Below are 19071 nucleotides of genomic sequence, written 5' to 3' on the forward strand. Positions count from 1 at the left end.
ATCGCCTTCGACGGCCGGCTCACCACCGGCCGCAAGTAGATCCACTAACCCAGTTACACCGTTATCTTGACAGTCCCGGAGGTAGTGGAGGCAAGGGCTGCGGTAATGGCAGTGCGGAGTTGGGTGCGGAGCCAGCGGTGGGGGGCGTCGGCATCGTTGCGGGGGTGCCAGGCGACCGAGATGGGCAGGGTCGGCAGGTTCAGCGGGTAGTCGAGGACGACCAGGCCGGCGGCGGTGAGGTCGGCGCGGCCGAGGCGGCGCGGGGCGATGCCGACGAGGTCGCTGCGGGCCACCAGGGACAGGGCGACAGTGTGGGAGGGGACGGCGGCGGCGACCGTGCGACGCAGGCCGTGGGACTCCAGCGCTTGGTCCAAAGGCCCGCGGAACAGGCCGCGGCGGGAGGCGGTGACGTGACGGGCTGCGGCGAGACGGTCCGGTGTCACGGGACCCTCCGTGAGGGGGTGGCCGGCGCGGACGACGAGGACGGCGTCGTCCTCGCCGAGGTGCTCGGCGCGGATCTCCGGAGCGGTGGAGTCGATCTGGCCGATCTCCACGTCGGCTGTGCCGTCGCGTAGGGGGTCGGCGGACGGGGTCGGCTCGGGCAGGAACCGGATTCGGACCGCGGGGGCTTCGATGGCGAGGCGGCCGAGGAGGTCACCGCCGATGGAGGCGATGAGCATGTCGCTGCTGAGGATCGTGAACGTCCGGTCGAGGCTGGCGGGGTCGGGCATCCCCACGGGGGCGAACACGCCGTGGGCGCGGCGGACCAGGTCGTAGACCTCCGCCTGGATCGCCAGGGCTCGCGGGGTCGGGACCATCTTGTGGCCGCTGCGGACGAGGATCTGGTCGCCGGTGGCGCGGCGGATGCGGCCCAGGGCGCGGCTCATCGCCGGTTCGGTGAGGTGCAGGCGACGGGCGGCGGCACTCACGCTGCGTTCGGTGAGCAGCGCATCGAGGGCGACGAGCAGGTTCAGGTCGATGCCCGACACTGGCCTCGAGTCCTTGCCGGCATCGGCTTCCACAACATGCATGGCGCTCATTCTCGCTGTGCATGACTTTCATTTGAAGACAGATCGCAGGCTTCCTAGGCTTCCATCAGCGACCTGAGGCGAAAGCACCGCGCGCGGGCCGCTCGCCCGACGATCACCGATGCCTAGCCCAGGTGGACCCCATGACTCCCGACCCCGCCGCTGTACCTGCCGAACGTCTCAGGCCGACCCGGCGCAGGCTGCGCGCCCTGCCGAACGGCGCCGAGGCCCGCGCCGTGTTCGAGTGCGACGCGCCCGAGGACGAGCTGCCGACCCCCGCTGGCCATGCCATGACCTGGACGCATCGCCGCGGCGCGTCGGCCGCTTCGTCACCGTTGCTACCGAAAACGGTCGCGGCGCTCGACCTGCCCGCCGGGCCGGGCATCGCCTATGTCGCCGGCGAGGCCCGGACCGTCCAGGCCGTCCGCGACCACCTGGTGCGGGACCGCGGCTGGCCCCGACGCCAGGTCATCACCCAGCCGTTCTGGACGCCTGGCCGCCGCGGCATGGACTGAACGCCGAGCGTCCGGCGTCCACCGCCCCCTTCACCGCACATCCCGCGGCCGCTTTTCCCTCGGCCGTGCTACCTCCGACCGCCCGACCGCCCACCGGGCGTCCTCGGGCATGCCACGAAAGGTGATTTATACCTTATGTCTACTACGCTGCGCGACGATGCCACCCGCGCCGTCCTCGACCGCCTGTTCTCCGCCGCCGAGCGGGACAACGGTGCCTTCACCGAACTGGGGTCCCAGCTCGGCTCCCGGGACGTCAGCACGATCCCCACCAAGGAGCTCGTCGACCTCACCACCGAGATCTACATGCCCGTCGCCCGGGAGGTCGGCGACCTTCTCTACCTGCTCACACGGGCCCGCCGGCCCTCGTTGGTGGTCGAGTTCGGCACGTCGTTCGGGATCTCCGCCATCCATCTCGCTGCCGCGGTCCGCGACAACGGCGGTGGGCAGGTCATCACCACCGAACTCGCCGCGAACAAGGCGAAGGCCGCCGCGGAGAACCTGACCGAGGCCGGTCTCGCCGACCTCGTCGACGTCCGCCTCGGCGATGCCTTCGAGACGCTGCAGGACCTGCCCGGACCGATCGACCTGCTGCTCCTGGACGGCTGGAACCAGCTCTACCTGCCGCTCCTGCGCGCCCTCGAACCGCGGCTGCGGCCGGGTGCGCTGGTCGTGGCTGACGACGTCATCACCTTCGCCGACCAGACCCGCGACTACCTCGACCATGTCCACGACCCGGCGAACGGCTACGTCAGCGTCCACGTCCCGCTCGACGACGGCCTGGACGTCGCCGTGCGGGCGTGAGGGAAGATCGCCCGGCCGAGTGGTCGGGTGCGGACTGGCAGGTGGGCTGGCCGTCGGTAGCCTGCGGGCATGGCTACCGAGACCGCGACGTCCGATCCCGTGCTGGACCTCGCCGAATGGGATCTTGACCAGCTCCTCGACGGCGAGGGCGAGTCGCACATCGACGCGCAGCTCGCGGAAGCCGGGACGCAGGCCGCGGCTTTCGCCGAGCAGTACGCCGGGAAGGTCGTCGATCTCGACGGTCCCGGGCTGGTCGCGGCGGTGGCGGAGCTGGCGGCGATCTACGAGCTGGTCGGGAAGGTCGGCGGCTACGCGTCGCTGCGGTTCTCCACCGACACCGCGGACCCGGCGCGAGGTGCGCTGCTACAGAGGGTGCGGGAACACAGCACCGCGATCCAGACAAAGCTGTTGTTCTTCGGCCTGGAATGGGCGGCGCTCGACGACGACACCGCAGAACGCCTGCTCGCCGCCGACGGTCTGGACCAGGCGCGTCATTACCTGCGGATGGAACGCCGCTATCGGTCGCATCTTCTCAGCGAGCCCGAGGAGAAACTGCTGACCGAGAAGTCCGTGACCGGACGGTCGGCGTGGAGCCGGTTGTTCTCCGAGCAGGTCTCGGCGATCCAGGTCGACGGCCAGGCGCTCGACGTCGCGCTGAGCCGCCTCGCCGCCAGCGACCGGAACGTGCGCCAGCGCACCGCCGAGGCGGTCACCGAGGCGCTCGCGCCGGGCCTGCGCACCCGGGCGTACATCTTCAACACGCTGATCCACGACAAGGCCGTGAACGACCGGCTCCGTGGCTATCCGACCTGGCTGTCCAGCCGTAATCTGGCCAACGAGGTCTCCGACGAGTCGGTGCAGGCGCTCATCGCCGCGGTGCGCGGCCGGTACGACATCCCACAGCGCTGGTACCGGCTGAAGGCGCAGATCCTCGGCCTGCCGAAGCTTGCCGACCACGATCGGATGGCGGCCGTCACGACCGCCGACGAGCACTACGGCTGGGAGCAGTCCCGGGATCTCGTGCTGAGCTCCTTCGGCGCCTTCTCACCCGAGATGGAACAGGCCGCCCGCCGCTTCTTCGACGACCAGCGGATCGACGCTCCGGTGCGGCCCGGAAAGCGCGGCGGGGCGTTCGCGAGTTCGGTCGTGCCGTCGGTGCATCCGTACGTGATGCTGAACTTCACGTCCCGACGCCGCGATGTGCTGACGCTCGCGCACGAGCTGGGCCATGGCATTCACTTCGTTCTCGCCGCGAAACAGGGAATCCTCCAGCAGAACACGCCGCTTACCGTCGCCGAGACGGCGTCCGTGTTCGGCGAGACGATTGTCTTCAACCGGCTGCTGGCCGAGACGACCGACCCCGAGTCACGGCTCGCGCTGCTGGCGGAGTCGATCGAGGGCGCGATCGCGACCGTGTTCCGTCAGACCGCGATGAACCAGTTCGAGGAGACGGTGCACGTTGCCCGCCGCACCGAAGGCGAGCTGTCGGTCGAGCACTTCAACGAGGCGTGGGCGGCCAGCCAGCGGGAACTGCTCGGTGACTCCGTCGAGCTGACCGACGGCTACCGCACCTGGTGGAGCTACGTCCCCCACTTCATCGGCACCCCCGGCTACGTCTACGCCTACGCCTACGGCCAGCTCCTGGCGCTGTCGGTGTACCAGCGCTACCTCGACGAGGGTCCGTCGTTCGTGCCGTCCTACCTGGAGATGCTCGGCGCCGGCGGCTCCCGTCTCCCCGAGGACCTTGGCAGGATCGTGGGCATCGACCTCACCGACCCCGGTTTCTGGGCTGCCGGCCTCGACCTCGTCGAGAACCAACTCCGCGCGGCCGAGGCGGCCGCGCGCGAGGCCGGGCGGATCGACTAGCCAGGGCGCGATCGCCGCCCGGCGCCTGGTCCGGTCGATCGACGGCCGGTCGGCGGATCAGGACACGGCGACGCCCCGTTTCTCCCGCCTCGAGGGGCGGAGAAACGGGGCGTACGTGCCTCGGCCGCGGTGTGCGGCCGACGTCGGAAGATCAGAAGTCGGACGATCCGTCTCCCTCGCCGCCCGTCACTCCCACGGTTTCCGCGGGAAGCCCATCCGGGAATCCGGCATCGCCCGAGGCGACAGCCTCGCCGTCTCGCTGGCCGCGAGCCAGCCAGCCGTCCCGCCAGCCGCGTTCGTAGCCCGGCTGTTCCGGAGCGAAGGAGGACGGGGTGGACTTCGAATACGCGCTCGTCGCGGCCTCTACGTCCGATCCGGTCGCCGTCGCAGCCGTTTCGTCGGGCACCTCGGATCCCGTGGCGAGTCCCGTGGCGGCTGGGAAATCCGTGGCGGCACAGGCTGGCAGGAGCGTTGCGGTAGACGTCGTCGGGGCGAGAGTGCCGCCGGCGCCGTTGATGGTGGTACCGCTGTTGTTGACGGTGTTACCGGTTCCGCCGACCGTGGTACCGCCGGCAGTATTTCCACCAAATCCGGCTGTGGTGCCGCCGGCGGTGTTTGCGGTGCCGCCGACGATCCCGGTACCGCCGATGGTCGGACCGCCAATGCCGATCGTGACACTACCGATGATCACGTCGTCGAAACGGCGGTCCTTGTCGCCGAACCAGTTGTCGTCCTTGTCGTCGTTTTGGAACCACTCGTCCAGGCTGTCGGACTCATCAGTCCGCGACGCGAGCGGCCGACCGGGGCTCTGCAGGGTGCACGGCGAGACGAACGACGGCCGCCAGGTCGTGGCCGCAGGATCGTACCGGTAACTCAGCTCATAACAGGTCGTCGGGCCACTGGGGGCCGCCGCGACTGGATCCTCTGGGTACTGAATTCCAAGATTTACCGGAACAGTTCCACCGGGCCGGTAGCAGACCGGCACGGTGGCGGAAACAAGGCTCTTCTGACCAGCATTCTGCGTCACGGCACCCGTGTCCGTACCAGGTGTCGCAGCCGACGCCGGCGACGACAGAAGGACCGCTGCGACGGAAAGTCCACCCGTGAGCAAAAGTCCGGTCGAACATCTCCTGATATCCATATGACTCCTTGTGCGCGGAAGCTCGTCAGACCAACTCCGCGGAATCGTAGCCAGCGGCGACGCCCACAAGGCCGTTCCGCCGCGCCGCGTGTCCATCTCCGGCGACGGATGACAGAGTTCCGGAAAAACGGATAGGAAATTCCATGGCCAACCACAGCCGAACGACAAAGGAGTCAGATTTGTGCGGTAACACCAAGCCGGAGATGGCCGACGCTGCGCACGACGACGGCCCTCGTCCCGGTATGGCACATGACGTTCCATGTGGCCACGCCCGGGCAGAGGGCCGTCTCTTTCGAACTTGCTGGATACTACCTCGCTGGATTAACCGACAGACGTGCCACCGGCAGAGTTCCCGCCGCCACCGCCTCCGACCGTCGTACCACCGGCAGTGTTCCCGCCACCACCACCGACCGTCGTACCACCAGCAGTGTTCCCACCACCAGGCCCACCACCAACAGTCGTACCACCAGCGGTATTACCGCCACCAGGCCCACCACCAACAGTCGTACCACCGGCAGTGTTACCGCCACCACCACCGACCGTCGTACCACCAGCAGTGTTCCCACCACCAGGCCCACCACCAACAGTCGTACCACCGGCAGTGTTACCGCCACCAGGCCCACCACCAACAGTCGTACCACCAGCGGTATTACCACCACCAGGCCCACCACCAACAGTCGTACCACCAGCAGTGTTACCGCCACCACCACCGACCGTCGTACCACCAGCAGTGTTACCCCGACCACCACCGACCGTCGTACCACCAGCAGTGTTACCCCGACCACCGCCGACCGTCGTACCACCAGCAGTGTTACCTATGAAGAAGGGAGTGCCAATTCGGCGGATGGTGGTCCGTCGAGTAGTGGAACGACTGATCGCGGTACCGCCAGCGGTGTTTGTACGAAATCCACCGACCGTCGTACCGCCGGCAGTATTACCACGCCCACCGCCAACAGTCGTTCCTCCAGCAGTATTCCCACGGCCACCACCGACCGTCGTACCACCGGCAGTATTACCACCGCCACCGCCGACCGTGGTTCCTCCAGCGGTGTTCCCGCCACCGCCACCGCCGCCGACCGTCGTACCACCGGCAGTATTACCACCGCCACCGCCGACCGTGGTTCCTCCAGCGGTGTTCCCGCCACCGCCACCGCCGCCGACCGTCGTACCACCAGCGGTATTACCACCGCCACCGCCGACCGTGGTTCCTCCAGCGGTGTTCCCGCCACCGCCACCGCCACCCCCCGACCGTCGTACCACCAGCGGTATTACCACCACCAGGACCACCGCCACCACCGACCGTCGTACCACCAGCGGTATTACCACCACCAGGACCACCGCCGCCGCCGACCGTCGTACCACCTGCGGTGTTTCCACCAAAGGGGCTGCCGCCGACCGTGGTGCCGCCGGCGCTGTTGCCGTCCGCGGCTAGTGCCGGCGGCGCGACAGCGATGGCAATACTTGCCGGGATAGCAGCCAGCGCTACACAGGCCCGCTTGTTCAGAGTCATGACGCGCCTCTTCTCGCTATCGCGTTGCTGCGGACTTCTCCATACGCACTCCGCAAGGCAACACATGGCAGAGGGCCGGACGGCCCTCGGCTTGTCATCCCCGGACCGATGAGGAGATGCGAGGGATACAGGAGTCGATCCACCAGGAATAGCCGGCCGCGCATCCCCGGGTTCCCCTGGGGTCGGATCTAACCCCCCAGAATCCCCAGGTATTGAGCGCTTTTTCGCCAGCTATGTCCGCGGAATGACCCCTAGGTCGCCCGGGGATTGCCGCGAAAGGTCGTCCGGTTTCCTGATAAATCGGTCACGGGGAGGCCGACGCTGATCGTGGAAAACAGGGATCACGCCGACGATGGCAGGCCGTTGCGCGCGCCATTCCGTGGGCGCGTGGTCAGGCGTCATCACGGGACCTGCCCGATCAGACGGCTCAGACCTGCTGGCAGCGCACGCGCGCTGCCGGTGGGCGGCCAGTCAGCTTGCTGACGCGGCCGTGAGATCTGCGGGCATCACAGTCGCCAGTTCACGGCGCGACCGCAGTCCGAGCTTCGCGTAGACGTTGCCCAGGTGGTATTCGATGGTCTTGACACTGAGCACCAGCTCGCGGGCGACTCCGGCATTGGACTGCCCGGCGGCGACGAGCCTCGCGACCCGGATCTCCTGCGGAGTGAGCGCGTCCAACCCGCTGTCGTGACGCCGCGGGGAGAGCCGGCCGCAGCTCGCCAGCTGCGTGTCACAGCGGGTGACATAGGGCTCGGCGGCGAGCACCGCGAACCGGTTTCGGGCAGTCTCCAGCAGATCGGCAGCGGCGGGGGTCGGTCCGCCCCGCGTCAGGAAGACCCCACCGGCGTACTCGATCAGGGCGCGCTCGAACGGCAACGGAAGCTCGGCCGCCAGCCGCAGGCCCGCGCGATATGTCATACGGGCCTGCTTGACGCGGCCGGACGCGACCTCGACCGCTGCTCGGGCGCGTAGCAGGGTCACATGGTCCGAGCGTCGAGCGCAGCGCCGAACGGCCCGCTCGAACGGGCGGAGGATCGCCGCTGCCTCCCCCGGGCGCCCCACCTGCGCGAGCGCCTCCGCGTAGAGCGGGCGCCAGCGCATCCACCTCGGCTCTGCCGGCTCTGTCCGGTCGGCGGGGCGATACCGCTCCAGGGCAGCCACGGATGCCTCGGCGTCCCCGCTGGCGTGCGCGCTCCAGACGAGCGCCCGCATGATCGCAGTCTCGGCATGCGGAACGGCGGAACTGGGGAGCCGCATGGCGTCTTCGATGTGCGCCTGGGCCGCCGGTTGGCCCCTGGCCGCCAGCGGGATGGCCGCGGCAGCGTGACAAGCCGGCAGCAGCCAGTTCTGACCGGCCGCGGCCAGCGACACTGCGGCATCGGCATGCGCGATGGCGTCGTCCCAGCACCCGAGCAGATACTCGGCGTCGGCGAGCTGGGCGAGGGCGAACAGGCCGGACGGAACGGTCCATTCCTGACCGTCGCTGACCGCCATCGCCTGGAGAAACGCCTCTCGGGCGGCCCGCACGTCGTCGTTGGCGAGTCGGACGATTCCCCGACCGACCAGCCCGTCTGGCGGGAACCCGCCAGGTTCGACACCAGCACCAGTAGCACCAGCACCGATCGCCGCCGCCGGGTCGCCATCGGGTACGGGGACCTCGGCGGCAAGCCGGACTGCCTCGTTCCGCTCGCCGACGTCGGACAGGGAGGTGATCAGGATGTCCCGAAGATGGGTGGGATCACCGGGTGGCGGCGAGCCCAGCGACAGTGCGCGACGTCCCCACCGAGCCGCGGCCGCCACGTCGGCCGACAGGTAGTGACACAGGGCCAGCTGCTCGCCGATCGCCCGGGCCAGCATCGGGCGGACCTCGGGATCCACTCCGCGCCAGGCCTGCCCGAGGTGCGCGGTTGCCTCTGGCAGAGACCCCTGCAGCATGGCCAGGCGGCCCCGGAGGTAGCCACCCCGGGTCTCGTCCAGCACGTCGGACAGGTCCGTCAGCAGGCTGCTCGCCTGCACGAGGTCTCCGCCCCAGAGCAAAAAGTCGAGCGCGTCGGTGAATCGTTGCTCACGGGCGACTCGGTAGGGACTGAGCCGGGCAGCCGCGAGGAGGTGGTCCGCGGCCGGGCGCCAACGTCCGCTTCTGGCGAAGCGCCGGGCGGCGGACTCGACCTCCATCGCCAGGCCCTCGTCCGGGACGACCGCCGCGAGCACCCGGTGCCACAGCCGACCCCTGACGTTCTCGATCTGCTGGGCGGCCCGCAGGTGCAGCTCGGACCGTTGCGCCGGCCCGATGTGGTGGTAGACCGCCGAGCGCAGGAGCGGATGGGTGAAGGCAACCAGCCGGTCGACGGCGGTGGTCTTCTCGGTGAGCAGCGTGACCGCGACCGCGCCCTCCAACGCGAGCGCCGGATCGTCCACCTCGGCAATGCCGGCGGCGTCCGCCAGTCGGCAGGTCAGGCCGAGCACCGCGGCCGCGTCGACGAGTCGTCGTACCTCGTCGGCGCAGGCGGCCAGCCGCGCCATGACCTCCTGGCCGAACGCTGCCGGTACCGGCAGCGGATCGGTGTCACGATCGAGAGCCTGCGGTGGCAGTTCCTCGAGCAGCGCCCGAGCCTGCAGGACGTTTCCGCCGGTGAGCTCGTGCAACCGCACCGCCGCCCAGGACGAGATGGGCGCGGCCGACATCTGACCGGCAAGGTCGCGCAGTTCGTTCGGGTCGAGCCCGGCGACGCGCAGCGTGCTGGCGAGCTCGGTGACCAGATGGCGGAGCCCGTCGGACAGTTCGGACGGCGCCCCCGACATCGCCAGGATGCACAGCACCGGGGCGCTGCGCAGCCGGCGGAGCGCGAAGGACAGTGCCTGCTGCGACGCCGCGTCGATCCACTGGGCGTCGTCGACGAGCAGGACCACCGCGTCACGCTCGCCAGCCAGCAGCCGCCGGACCAACCGCAGGACGGACGCCCCCACCGCGGTGGGGGACTCGCCGCAACCGCCGGCTGCCGTGCCGCCGGTCGGCACGGCCGGTTCGCCGGCCGAGGCCATGAACTGGGAGACGACGCCGAACGGAACGTCCTCCTCGACCCGGTCCGCGCTGGCCGTGAGGATGTGCGCGTCCGACAGTCCGTCGAGGAAGACGCGCAACAACGTCGTCTTGCCCACACCTGGCTCGCCGTGGACGACGACGATGCGCAGGCGCCCGGCCCGTGCCTGAGTCACCCGCTCCGCGAGGAACCGCAGATGCGAGGACCTGCCCACCAGTTCCATGTCCATGCCGGCGCCCTCCCACCGCACGCCTTCACGTCCATGTCCCCCGATCTGGCCGACAACCGGGAAGCCGTCGGAAGGGGTGTACCCCGTGGGCACCTGATCCCTCGGCTCTCGCCGGACGGGCTCAGGCGTGGGGCACCGTGCCACAGGCGGACATCGAGGCGCCGCGGTAGCCGGTGAGGAAGGAGTCGCGGCGCTGCTGGGCGGAGCCGTGGGTCCAGGTCTCGGGGTTGACCTCGCCGGCGCGGGCCTGGATGCGGTCGTCGCCGACGGCCTGGGCGGCGCCGAGAGCCTCGTCGAGTTCGGCCTCGCCGATGGTGACGTTGCCACCGGTGTTCGCCAGGGTGCTCCAGACGCCGGCGTAGCAGTCGGCCTGGAGTTCGAGCTGGACGCTCAGCTCGTTCTCGCGGGACGGGTCGGCCTGCTGGGCCTGGCGCAGGCGGGTCTCGGTGCCGGTGAGTGTCTGCAGGTGGTGGCCGACCTCGTGGGCGACGATGTACGCCTGCGCGTAGCGGCCCTGGGCGCCATAGTCGCGCTGGAGCTGGTCGAGGAAGCCAAGGTCGATGTAGACCTTGCGGTCCGGCGGGCAGTAGAACGGGCCGACCTGCGCGGACGCGGCACCGCAACCCGTGCGCACGGCCTGGGAGAAGTAGACCAGTCGGGGCTTGGTGTACGTCTTGCCGCTGCGGCCGAACTGGGCCGTCCAGACCTCGTTGACCTCGTTGAACGCCTTGAGGACGAAGCAGTCGTCGTACTTGTCGATGGCGCCGGCGGTGTTGCAGCGCTGGGCCACGTCGCTGGACGCTCCACTCCCGGGCTGCGACAGCGCCGGCCCGGCGGAGTCGGACCCGCCGCCCAGCACGGTCACGAGCAGGTAGATGACCAGGCCGAGGATGCCCGCGCCACCGCCGCCGACCGCGACCCCCCGGCCGAGACCGCCGCCGCCCCCGCCGCTGCCGCGTTGGTCGTCCAGTTCGGACGCGTCCACCGACTGGTCGTCGAAACGCATGTCCCGCCCTTCACCGAGTCCCGGATCCATCCGTTCTGCCGGGTATCGGAAGGGAGTATGTCCCGGACGATCAGCCGCCGAACATCTGCCCGCCCACGGGACGACCTGGCGGGTCGACAGGGCCTGGTCGTAGGGGAGCCGGTTCCACGACCTGATCATGACCCTGAGCAGCGAAGTGCCTGTGCTGCACCCAGAATCCCCGGCGAGACTGGCAGTCTGTGTACCACGTGCATGGACTGCGACAAGATCCCACTGACGCCGATCATGGCTGTGGCGCAGGCGTTTAGGGCATCAGCTGCCGAGCTAGACGGGCCTGGTCGTAGTAGAGCCGATTCTCGGTGACCAGGCCGTCCTGCACCCGGTAGACCTCGACGACACGCAGGGTGACGCGCCGCCCGGTCGGGGGATGCTCGGTGCCCTCGGGGTCCCGCAGGACGCCGGTGTGGGTCGCGGTCAGGGTGTACTCCTCGACGACGAGCTCGCCCTGTTCGGCGAGGAGGTGCGTGTCCACGTCCACGTCGTCGAACGCGGCGAGGATCGCGGCGCTGTAGCCCGCGCCGGCCTCCCGTCCCTCCAGACGCACGCCGCCCGGCGCCTCGACGACGAGGTCCTCGTGGAGCAACGCCAGGACGGCGGCCTCGTCGTCCGCGTCGAACGCGTCCAGCACCCGCTGGACCGTCTCCAGTGCCTCCCCCATCCGGGCCTCCCCATCCATCGCCGGCAACCGTCGAGCGGAGATCGTCCCATCGCGGCACCCTGCGCCGCAGGCGAATGACGGGCCCGTCAGGCGCCGGTGGTGGAGCCGGGCCGGACGATCATCAGGACGGTGACGGCGACCCAGAGCAGGTTGAAGACGCCGACGCTCATCGCCAGCCGCCGGCTGCGGGCCAGCGCGACCGACACGGCGCCGGCGGGCAGCGTGCCGGCGGGCAGCGTGCCGGCCGGCCTCCCCTCGGCTGCCGGGTCCGCGGTGGGCGCCCCGGCCGCGGTGATCTCGTCGATGAGGTCGCGCTGCGTCGGCAGAACGGCGAGGGCGAGCACCAGAGCGGCCAGGCCGGTCAGGGCGATCGCCGCGATCAGCCAGCCCTGGCCGAGAACGCCGAGGCTCTGCGCGGTGAAGAAGCCGAACACGACCGCGACCAGACCGAGTGCCGAGTAGACGCCGCAGATCCGGTACAGCACCCGGGCGATCCCGGCGGCCTGCCCGTCGCCGGGCGCGGCCAGGGCCGCGCGGGCGGCCGGCGGGAACATGCTGGCCGCGACCGCGACCGGGCCGATCGACACGATCGCGGCGAGAACGTGCACGCTGAGCAGAAGCTTGGTCACCGGCTCGCCTCTCGCGGCGACGGGCCGGACGGCGGGGGGAACGGCGGGCGGTTCACGCGGGGCACCTCGACAGCACTGGGACCGCCCGTACGCGCGGGCGGGCGAGGGCGCCGGCGCGGCCGAGGCGGCGGACGGACGGTTCATCCCCGACGCTACGGGCCAACCGTCGGACCAATGCCCACCAGTCGCCCTCGATGTGGTCCCGTGGCGTATATCACCCGTCCCAGGACAGTTCCGGCGTCGCGCCAGCCCTTCGGCGTCGACACCGATGGGCGATTCGGGTCGACGCGCCGCCCGACGCGGCGCCAGGAGGGGACCGCGTCGGCGAGTCGTCCATCGATCTGATGGAAGATGCTCTCAGCGGGTGACCTGCCCGGTGCCGTACGTCTCGTACGTCTCGTACGTCTGCGGAAGGATGTCGGTATGTCATCGCGGGGCACTGTTCGACTCGATGTCCGACTGCTGTTGCGCATCGACAACCGGGTGCTGCTCGCCCGACCGCCGGACGACGTCTGGCACGTGCTGCCCGGCGGGCCGGTCGAGGGCGGCGAGACCACCGATGACGCGCTGGAGCGGCAGGTGGGGCGCCTCGCGGGCCCGCGGGTCGTGTCCCGGCAGTTCGTCGGGGCGGTCGAGCACGACGGCAGCGTCAGCGGTACCTCGCCCCGGGAGGCCGAGGACCATGTCCTGAGCGTGCTGTTCGCCGGGGTGTGGCCGACGGACATCCCGACGCCGTCCCGGTGGGGGGATCACGCTCTCGTCCCGGTGCACGTCGACGTCCTGCTGGCCACCCGGTTGCGGCCGTTGTCCATGGCCGAGGTGGTCCGGCGCTGGCTGGCCGAGGGCTGGCCGCTGTGGCGGGGGCTCGAACCGCTCGGCAGCAACCGGCGGCTGCCGTCGCTCGCCTCGCTGCGGGCTCAGCTGTTCGCGCGGCGGGAGGAACTGCGGACGCTGGAGTTCCGCGACGCGGCGATCGCGATGTGCGCACTCGTCACGGTCGCGGACGGGCGGATCGACCCGACGGAGCGCGACGGCCTGCGGACGTTCGCGGCGACTGATCCGGTGCTGTCCCAGTTCGGTGAGGACGACACGGTGCGGTTGTTCGAGGAGCATCTGACCCGGCTGAGCGCCGACCTGGAGGCCGGTCGACACAAGGCGCTCGCGGAGATCGCGAAGGTGCGCGGCAGGGCGGCGCAGGCGGCGGCGGTCGTGCGGATGGGCCAGGTCATCGGCCTGGTCGACGGTGAGTTCGTGGCCAGCGAACGGGCCGTCGTCCGCGATGTCGCGCTCACCCTCGGACTGGACCCGGCCGAGTTCGCCCTCTGAGCCGCGCCGGCGGCCGTCAGCCGGCGTCGTCCGGGGCGTCGTCCACCACCTGGACGACGCCGACCGAGCGCCAGTTGACCTCCAGGACCTTGCCGCCGGCGAGGGTGACCCGGTCGAGGCCGACGTTGCCGGTCCGGCCGCTCATCACGTCGGCGGCGCGGCGCCGCAGCGCGGCCGCGTCCGTCCCGGCGGGCAGGTCGTACGTCTGGTCGTCGAGTACCAGCCGTGCCATCCAGCCTCCCGATGCGGGCGCCCGCGCAGGTCGGCGCGCAGCGTCCGAGCACCGCCACCCCCAGGGGACGGTAGTACGATCAGCACACTGAGTGCTCGACCAGCGCGAGCGGCGCGGGCTCGGGAGCAGATCAGTCCTCCTGGTTGATCCCGAACCAGGTCATGACCTTGGCGCCGAACTTCATGTCACCGTCGATCTTGATCTTCCTGGTGAGGAAGAGCTTGGCGCCGCTGACCTGGCCGGTGAGCACCCGGACAAAGCGGACCCGGTCGGTGCTGATCGTCAGCGCCCGGTCGGCGGGGACGTCGGCGGCGTCGGCCGGCGCATTGGTCCCGAGGGTGCACGCTCCCTCGATGATCCGCAGATCGTAGGTGCGCGTGGAACCACCCGGGCCGCCACCGAGGGCGAAACGGACCAGGGCATTCTCACCGCCAGCCTGCTCAGGCCGGAACGTGTCGCGCATCTGCCGGAAGATCTCGTCGAGGACGCCTTCTCCGGCTGGCCCGGTAAGCAGGTCAGAAATCTCACGCTCCGACATGTCGGCCAAGATGCTGACAAGCTTCGCGGGGTCGGCCGTGGGGTCGACGGCAAGGTCGGACATGTGTCCACTCCATTCGTTCGACAGGCTGCTCAGATATACGGGCGGTTCGTCCGTCGCCCTCGCGGTCAGCCCGCCGACGGTGGTGAACCCAGGACAGCACGCTAGCGAATGGGATGTGGCGTTCGTCGCCCGGTAGGCCCTCGATCGACCGCGTGGCGCGCGATCGCTATCGTGAGCCGGTGGCCGATCCCACATCGTGGTACGTCGAGGTCGACGGGCAGCCCGCCGCCCTCGGGGCCCCGCTGCCGGCGGCCCTGCTCCCCCACGGCCACTTCACCGTCATGCAGGTCCGTGCCGGCCGCGTCCGCGGCCTCGACCTGCATCTGCGCCGCCTCGAGGACGCCCATCGCGAGCTGTACGACGCGGCGTTACCCGGCGATCTGGTCCGGGCCCGGATCCGGCAGGCGCTGGCCGCCGCGCGCCAGGACGCCACCGTCCGGGTCGTCGCCGCGCAGGACCTCGACGCCGGGCCGCAACCGGCGCGGCTCATCGTCGCGGTCGGCCCGCCCAGCGAGCCGCCGAGCACCGCCCAGCGACTCATGTCGGTGCTCTACACCAGGCCGTTTGCGCATATCAAGCACCTGGGGACCTTCGGGCAGGCGCAGTATCGGCGCCTCGCTCGCCGCTGCGGCTTCGACGAGGCGCTGCTGACCGGCCCCGACGGAACCATCGCCGAGGGTGCCACGACCAACGTCGGTTTCCGGGCCGGGAACACGACGGTCTGGCCGGCCGCGCCGGCGTTGCACGGCGTGACGATGGCTCTGCTGGAACGATCGACGAGCCACACGCGGGCGCCGGTACGACTTGCCGATCTGGCCAGGTTCGACGCGGCCGTGGTGACGAACTCGCGCGGCATCGCACCCGTCGCCGCCATCGACGGGCACCAGTTCGCCGGTTCGGCGTCGTTCGCGGCGGATCTTCACCGCCACTACGAAGCCGTCCCGTTCGACGTCATCTGACGGCCGCCCGCCCGAGCACGACGCGCTCCCCCGGCCGCCGGGCCGGCCGCGCTGGCCTGGCCGGTGTCGGCACCGCCTCGACCACCGGGCGGCGCACGGTCCACTTTTCTAGCAGAGCTTAATTGTGTATAGATATTTTCCCTCGACGACTATTGCGTCGACAACAGCCATTTCCTAGAGATACGCAGGATGCCACGAAAAGTGAGCGTGGATCGGGTCGAACCCATTTCCTCATGACGGAATACTGGGTACCGTCGTAAGCCCGCAGGGAATTCTCGCCAGGTCCGAGGTGTAGGACCACCCGCTTTCCGCGCCGCTCGCGAAGGAACACGTCCGATGCCGCTTTCCTCAGCCCGGCTCCTCATCGCGCTCCTCATGCACGAACAACACCGTGTCGAGCCTGCCTGGGTGCCTGTGCGGTACCCGATCCCGCCGGCCGGCGAGCGGCATCTCGTCCGGGCGGCCGTCGCCCTCGCCGCCGGGCGGCCCAAGGGCGCGCTGCGCGAGTTGCGCCACAGCGAACACGACCGTGCCGACGCCGACCAGGCCGCCGCGCACGAAGCGCTGTTCCTGGCGGCACTCGCGCTCGACCTGAACTGGGCCCCGGACGATGCGGGCCTCGCCCGCCCCTGGCCCGGCGGCTCCACCGGAGCGGGAGAGACCCCACTGACCGCCTGGACGGCGCGCGCGGTGCATCGACAACGAGCGGATCTCCTCGAACCCACCACGGCGGTCATCTGCGTCCTGGCAGCCGAGGTCATCCCCTGCGTGCGGATGGCCCGGGCGCGGTTGCTCGACGATCCGCCGCCCCACGGTCGGATGGCTCGGCTGGCCCCGCGTGAGCTGCCCGCAGGCCGCGCGGCCGGGCCCCCTCGTCCCGCGCTGCCGGTCCCGGCCGCCGGCCCGGACGCCGCCGCCCGCACGTCACCCGCCGCGATGGCCGTCTGGACCGCTGTCGGACCCGCCGCCGAAGCCAAGGACCGCCGGCCCGATCACGGCGTGGCCCACCGCGCCGACCGTCCGCCGCGCACGGCGGCCCGGCACGCGCGGGTCGCGTCACCCCGCGCGGTCGCCGAAACCCCGGCTGCGGCCCTCGTCGCCGACCCGAGCCGGCCGTGGGCGGCGACCATGCCGATCCTGTTCGGCTGGACCGGTGCCGCCGGCCTCGTCCGGCATGCCGGCGGCGGGCATGGTTCACTGCGTGCGGGCCTGCGTGCTCGTCCGCGCGGCGGTCTCCTGCCGATCGACCAGCACGCCCCGGTGCAGCCACCGGCACCGGCCGCGCCGACGGCGTCGGTGCGGCCCGCCGTGCCGGAACCATCCACCACACCCGTCGAGCCCGCGACGCCGGGCAGACCAGCCGAGACTGTCGAGCCAGCGGAACCTGCGGAGGAGACGGCTACAGGCGGCCGCATGCCGTCGGTGCTGGTGCCGGCCGTTGCTGCCGGGGCAGGCGCCGCTGCGGCCAGCGCGTCGACGACCGGCGCGGCGTTCGTCTCCGGGTCAGGCAACGTCGTGGTCGTCGCCAGTCAGCCTGATGTCGGCTCCGCGGTGGCGATCGTGGACGGGACGGCGGACCCGAGCATCCCGCGAGCCGAGGACCGCCTGCTACACAGCCCGGAGGCGACCGGCGACGCGCTCGCGGTGGCGGACGCGTTCGTCGCCAGGCTCGCGGAACTTCCCGTCCGACAGGCCAGCGCCTATGCCCAGATCCTCCGGGCGGACCTGCTGTTCCGCGCGGGCCAGGAGGCCGGGGCCGGGCGAGCTCTGGACACGGTGGAATCAGCGGGAGACGCCGACGACGCCACGCTGGCACACGCCGCGCTGGTGCGGGGTGACTGGGCCGGTTTCCCGGACGGCGGGGCGCTGACACTGGGGCGCCGCTGGGACGGCATGCTGATTCCCGCCCTCCGGCCAGCCTATCGAGACCGAGCCGAAGAGCTGTGGCGACGATCGCTGGCCGCCTACAGCCGCATCAGGTCCGACGCCGGGCGGGCTGCCGGGCTCATCCGCCTCGCCGAGGCTCCCACGGCGACCGACCGCCCGATGCTGCGGCGCGCCCGGGTCGACGAGGCGGCGCGGCGCGCGCTGGCCGCCGGCAACGACGCGCTCGCCTGGACCGCGCGCCTACACAGCCTGATCGAGCGGGCGCGCACCGGCGAGGCGTCGGCGACCGAGGTGAGCACCCTGATGGCCGCCCTCACGGAATGGAGCCGCTTCGATGGCAGCACCAGCTACGGCCGAGGGCTGCGGCACCTGCTGGCGCACGCGTCCGGTAGCGCACAGCACCTCGGTAGCGCACAGCACCTCGGTAGCGCACAGCACCTCGGTAGCGCACAGCACCTCGGCGCACGCTGACCGGTCGATGGGCCCTCAGGCCGGGCGCAGCACCGGACCGTCAGGATTCGCGGCCGGGAAACGGCGGCGCCTCACCGGAGCCGGGAGCGGACTCGCGCTCACCGTCCACGGGCGGGTACGCCGAATGCCCAGGCAGGGACACCCAGGCACTGCCGGAGAACTTGGTGCCGACCGTCAGCGTGAGCTCGCGGAAGTGGCTGGGTTCCAGATCGCGGAGATGTTCGGCGACAGTGGCCCGGTAGAACTCCGGGGACAGTGCCAGCACGAGATCCGCATTCGGGTAGCGCTCCAGGAGTTCGCGCACCGGCTCCGCATCGATGAGGCGGGCGGCGACCACCACGGCGTCCCCCGCCGCGCCGTCCCCGTCAGGGATCACGTCGCCCTGGTGCAGCGACATTCGCAGCCGCAGCCGCGCGTTCTGGCGAGCCGCGTTGAACTCCCGCTGGGCGATCCGCAGCTCGCGGACGAAATCGCTGGCGAGCCGGGCCTTCTCCACCGTCCCGTCGACGGCGACCAGACAGCCGTCGCCGTGGTCCTGGCGCAGCAGAACCAGGTCATCGACCAGTCCGACGCTCTGCATCGCATGATCCACGATGCCCCGCAGACCGTTGCGCCAGTCGATCTGAGCAAGCATGCCGTTCTTGCTGTAGCCACGGGCGTCGAGGCAGAACAGGCTCGCATGGCGCGGCTGGCCAGCCGGTGCCCATCCGCCCACCCGGACAGAGCGGGCGGCGACGCGCGAATCCAGCTCCGTTCGCTGCGCCGGACCGGCCGCGGTGAACACCGCATTGGCGGGATATCGCTTCGCCGCGGCGGCAAGGATCCGAACCCGGCCCTCGAGGAGCAGACCCTCGTTGAGTTCGGCGGAAACCTCGGACCAGAACTCGTCGGGCGAGCCGGTGAACACCGGCGCCCGGCCCCGGGACAGCCCGGCCTGCTCCAACAACTGGATGGCGCTGGTCCGCGTGCAGAAGGTGCGCGACAGCGCCTCGATCTCCCGCTCGCTCAGCCTCTGCGTCACGAGTTCCCCCGAACCGGTGTGCGGTCTCCGACCGAACCCGGCCTTGGCCGTGACACAGCCGGGACGGTGACCGGGGATCATTCTAAACCCGGGGTGGGAGGGCCGGCCCGG

General features: G+C 70.8%; 16 protein-coding genes. 6 read left to right on the top strand and 10 right to left on the bottom strand.

The annotated features are described in order from the left end of the window. Positions 1-53: 53 nt before the first annotated feature. Positions 54-1031 (bottom strand): LysR family transcriptional regulator, encoded by a 978-nt coding sequence (locus MXD60_RS13030; RefSeq protein ID WP_248819305.1) that lies wholly within the window; start codon positions 1029-1031, stop codon positions 54-56. Between the two features lie 140 nt (positions 1032-1171). Here MXD60_RS13030 and MXD60_RS13035 point away from each other — a divergent pair, with 140 nt between their 5' ends. From MXD60_RS13035 to MXD60_RS13045, 3 genes are all read left to right on the top strand, one after another. Then, positions 1172-1543: a siderophore-interacting protein gene (locus tag MXD60_RS13035; protein ID WP_283098278.1), complete on the top strand. Its 372-nt coding sequence runs from the start codon at positions 1172-1174 to the stop codon at positions 1541-1543. Positions 1544-1678: 135 nt separating this feature from the next. Further along, the gene (locus tag MXD60_RS13040) at positions 1679-2344 is read left to right on the top strand and encodes an O-methyltransferase (RefSeq protein ID WP_248819306.1); all 666 of its coding nucleotides are present in this window, start codon (positions 1679-1681) and stop codon (positions 2342-2344) included. Between the two features lie 69 nt (positions 2345-2413). Further along, entirely contained in the window at positions 2414-4210 is a 1797-nt protein-coding gene (locus MXD60_RS13045) for a M3 family oligoendopeptidase (RefSeq protein WP_248819307.1), read from the top strand. A gap of 151 nt (positions 4211-4361) precedes the next feature. Here the strand turns inward: MXD60_RS13045 and MXD60_RS13050 are convergent, their stop codons facing one another. The 6 genes from MXD60_RS13050 to MXD60_RS13075 all read right to left on the bottom strand — a co-directional run bounded on the left by MXD60_RS13050 (position 4362) and on the right by MXD60_RS13075 (position 12463). After that, complete coding sequence (locus MXD60_RS13050; RefSeq protein ID WP_248819308.1) at positions 4362-5351, bottom strand: hypothetical protein; 990 nt, start codon at positions 5349-5351, stop codon at positions 4362-4364. Positions 5352-5659: 308 nt separating this feature from the next. Next, positions 5660-6100: a hypothetical protein gene (locus tag MXD60_RS13055; RefSeq protein ID WP_248819309.1), complete on the bottom strand. Its 441-nt coding sequence runs from the start codon at positions 6098-6100 to the stop codon at positions 5660-5662. 1232 nt (positions 6101-7332) lie between these two features. Beyond that, positions 7333-10131 (bottom strand): helix-turn-helix transcriptional regulator, encoded by a 2799-nt coding sequence (locus tag MXD60_RS13060; protein ID WP_248819310.1) that lies wholly within the window; start codon positions 10129-10131, stop codon positions 7333-7335. Positions 10132-10252: 121 nt separating this feature from the next. Further along, positions 10253-11137, bottom strand: coding sequence for a KPN_02809 family neutral zinc metallopeptidase (gene ypfJ / locus MXD60_RS13065; RefSeq protein WP_248819311.1), 885 nt, complete (start codon positions 11135-11137; stop codon positions 10253-10255). 283 nt (positions 11138-11420) lie between these two features. After that, a complete protein-coding gene (locus MXD60_RS13070; RefSeq protein WP_248819312.1) occupies positions 11421-11834 on the bottom strand; it encodes an ester cyclase in 414 nt (137 codons plus the stop codon). Positions 11835-11920: 86 nt separating this feature from the next. Next, positions 11921-12463: a protease gene (locus MXD60_RS13075; RefSeq protein WP_248819313.1), complete on the bottom strand. Its 543-nt coding sequence runs from the start codon at positions 12461-12463 to the stop codon at positions 11921-11923. Between the two features lie 423 nt (positions 12464-12886). Between MXD60_RS13075 and MXD60_RS13080 the strand changes: the two genes are divergently transcribed. Next, entirely contained in the window at positions 12887-13789 is a 903-nt protein-coding gene (locus tag MXD60_RS13080; RefSeq protein WP_248819314.1) for a TerB family tellurite resistance protein, read from the top strand. 16 nt (positions 13790-13805) lie between these two features. On the opposite strand, the gene MXD60_RS13085 is transcribed toward MXD60_RS13080, so the two are convergent. Next, positions 13806-14021 (bottom strand): hypothetical protein, encoded by a 216-nt coding sequence (locus MXD60_RS13085; RefSeq protein WP_248819315.1) that lies wholly within the window; start codon positions 14019-14021, stop codon positions 13806-13808. Positions 14022-14151: 130 nt separating this feature from the next. Further along, positions 14152-14622 carry an SCP2 sterol-binding domain-containing protein gene (locus MXD60_RS13090; protein ID WP_248819316.1) on the bottom strand — a complete coding sequence of 157 codons (471 nt, stop codon included), beginning with the start codon at positions 14620-14622 and terminating at the stop codon, positions 14152-14154. Between the two features lie 179 nt (positions 14623-14801). Here MXD60_RS13090 and MXD60_RS13095 point away from each other — a divergent pair, with 179 nt between their 5' ends. Beyond that, the gene (locus MXD60_RS13095; RefSeq protein ID WP_248819317.1) at positions 14802-15581 is read left to right on the top strand and encodes an aminotransferase class IV; all 780 of its coding nucleotides are present in this window, start codon (positions 14802-14804) and stop codon (positions 15579-15581) included. Positions 15582-15917: 336 nt separating this feature from the next. Beyond that, positions 15918-17939, top strand: a complete 2022-nt coding sequence (locus MXD60_RS13100) for a hypothetical protein (RefSeq protein WP_248819318.1) — start codon at positions 15918-15920, stop codon at positions 17937-17939. A 40-nt stretch (positions 17940-17979) separates the two neighbouring features. Here the strand turns inward: MXD60_RS13100 and MXD60_RS13105 are convergent, their stop codons facing one another. Then, the gene (locus tag MXD60_RS13105) at positions 17980-18960 is read right to left on the bottom strand and encodes an effector-associated domain EAD1-containing protein (RefSeq protein ID WP_248819319.1); all 981 of its coding nucleotides are present in this window, start codon (positions 18958-18960) and stop codon (positions 17980-17982) included. Positions 18961-19071 lie beyond the last annotated feature (111 nt).

The sequence above is a fragment of the Frankia sp. AgB32 genome (genome assembly GCF_023243045.1).
GTDB lineage: Bacteria > Actinomycetota > Actinomycetes > Frankiales > Frankiaceae > Frankia.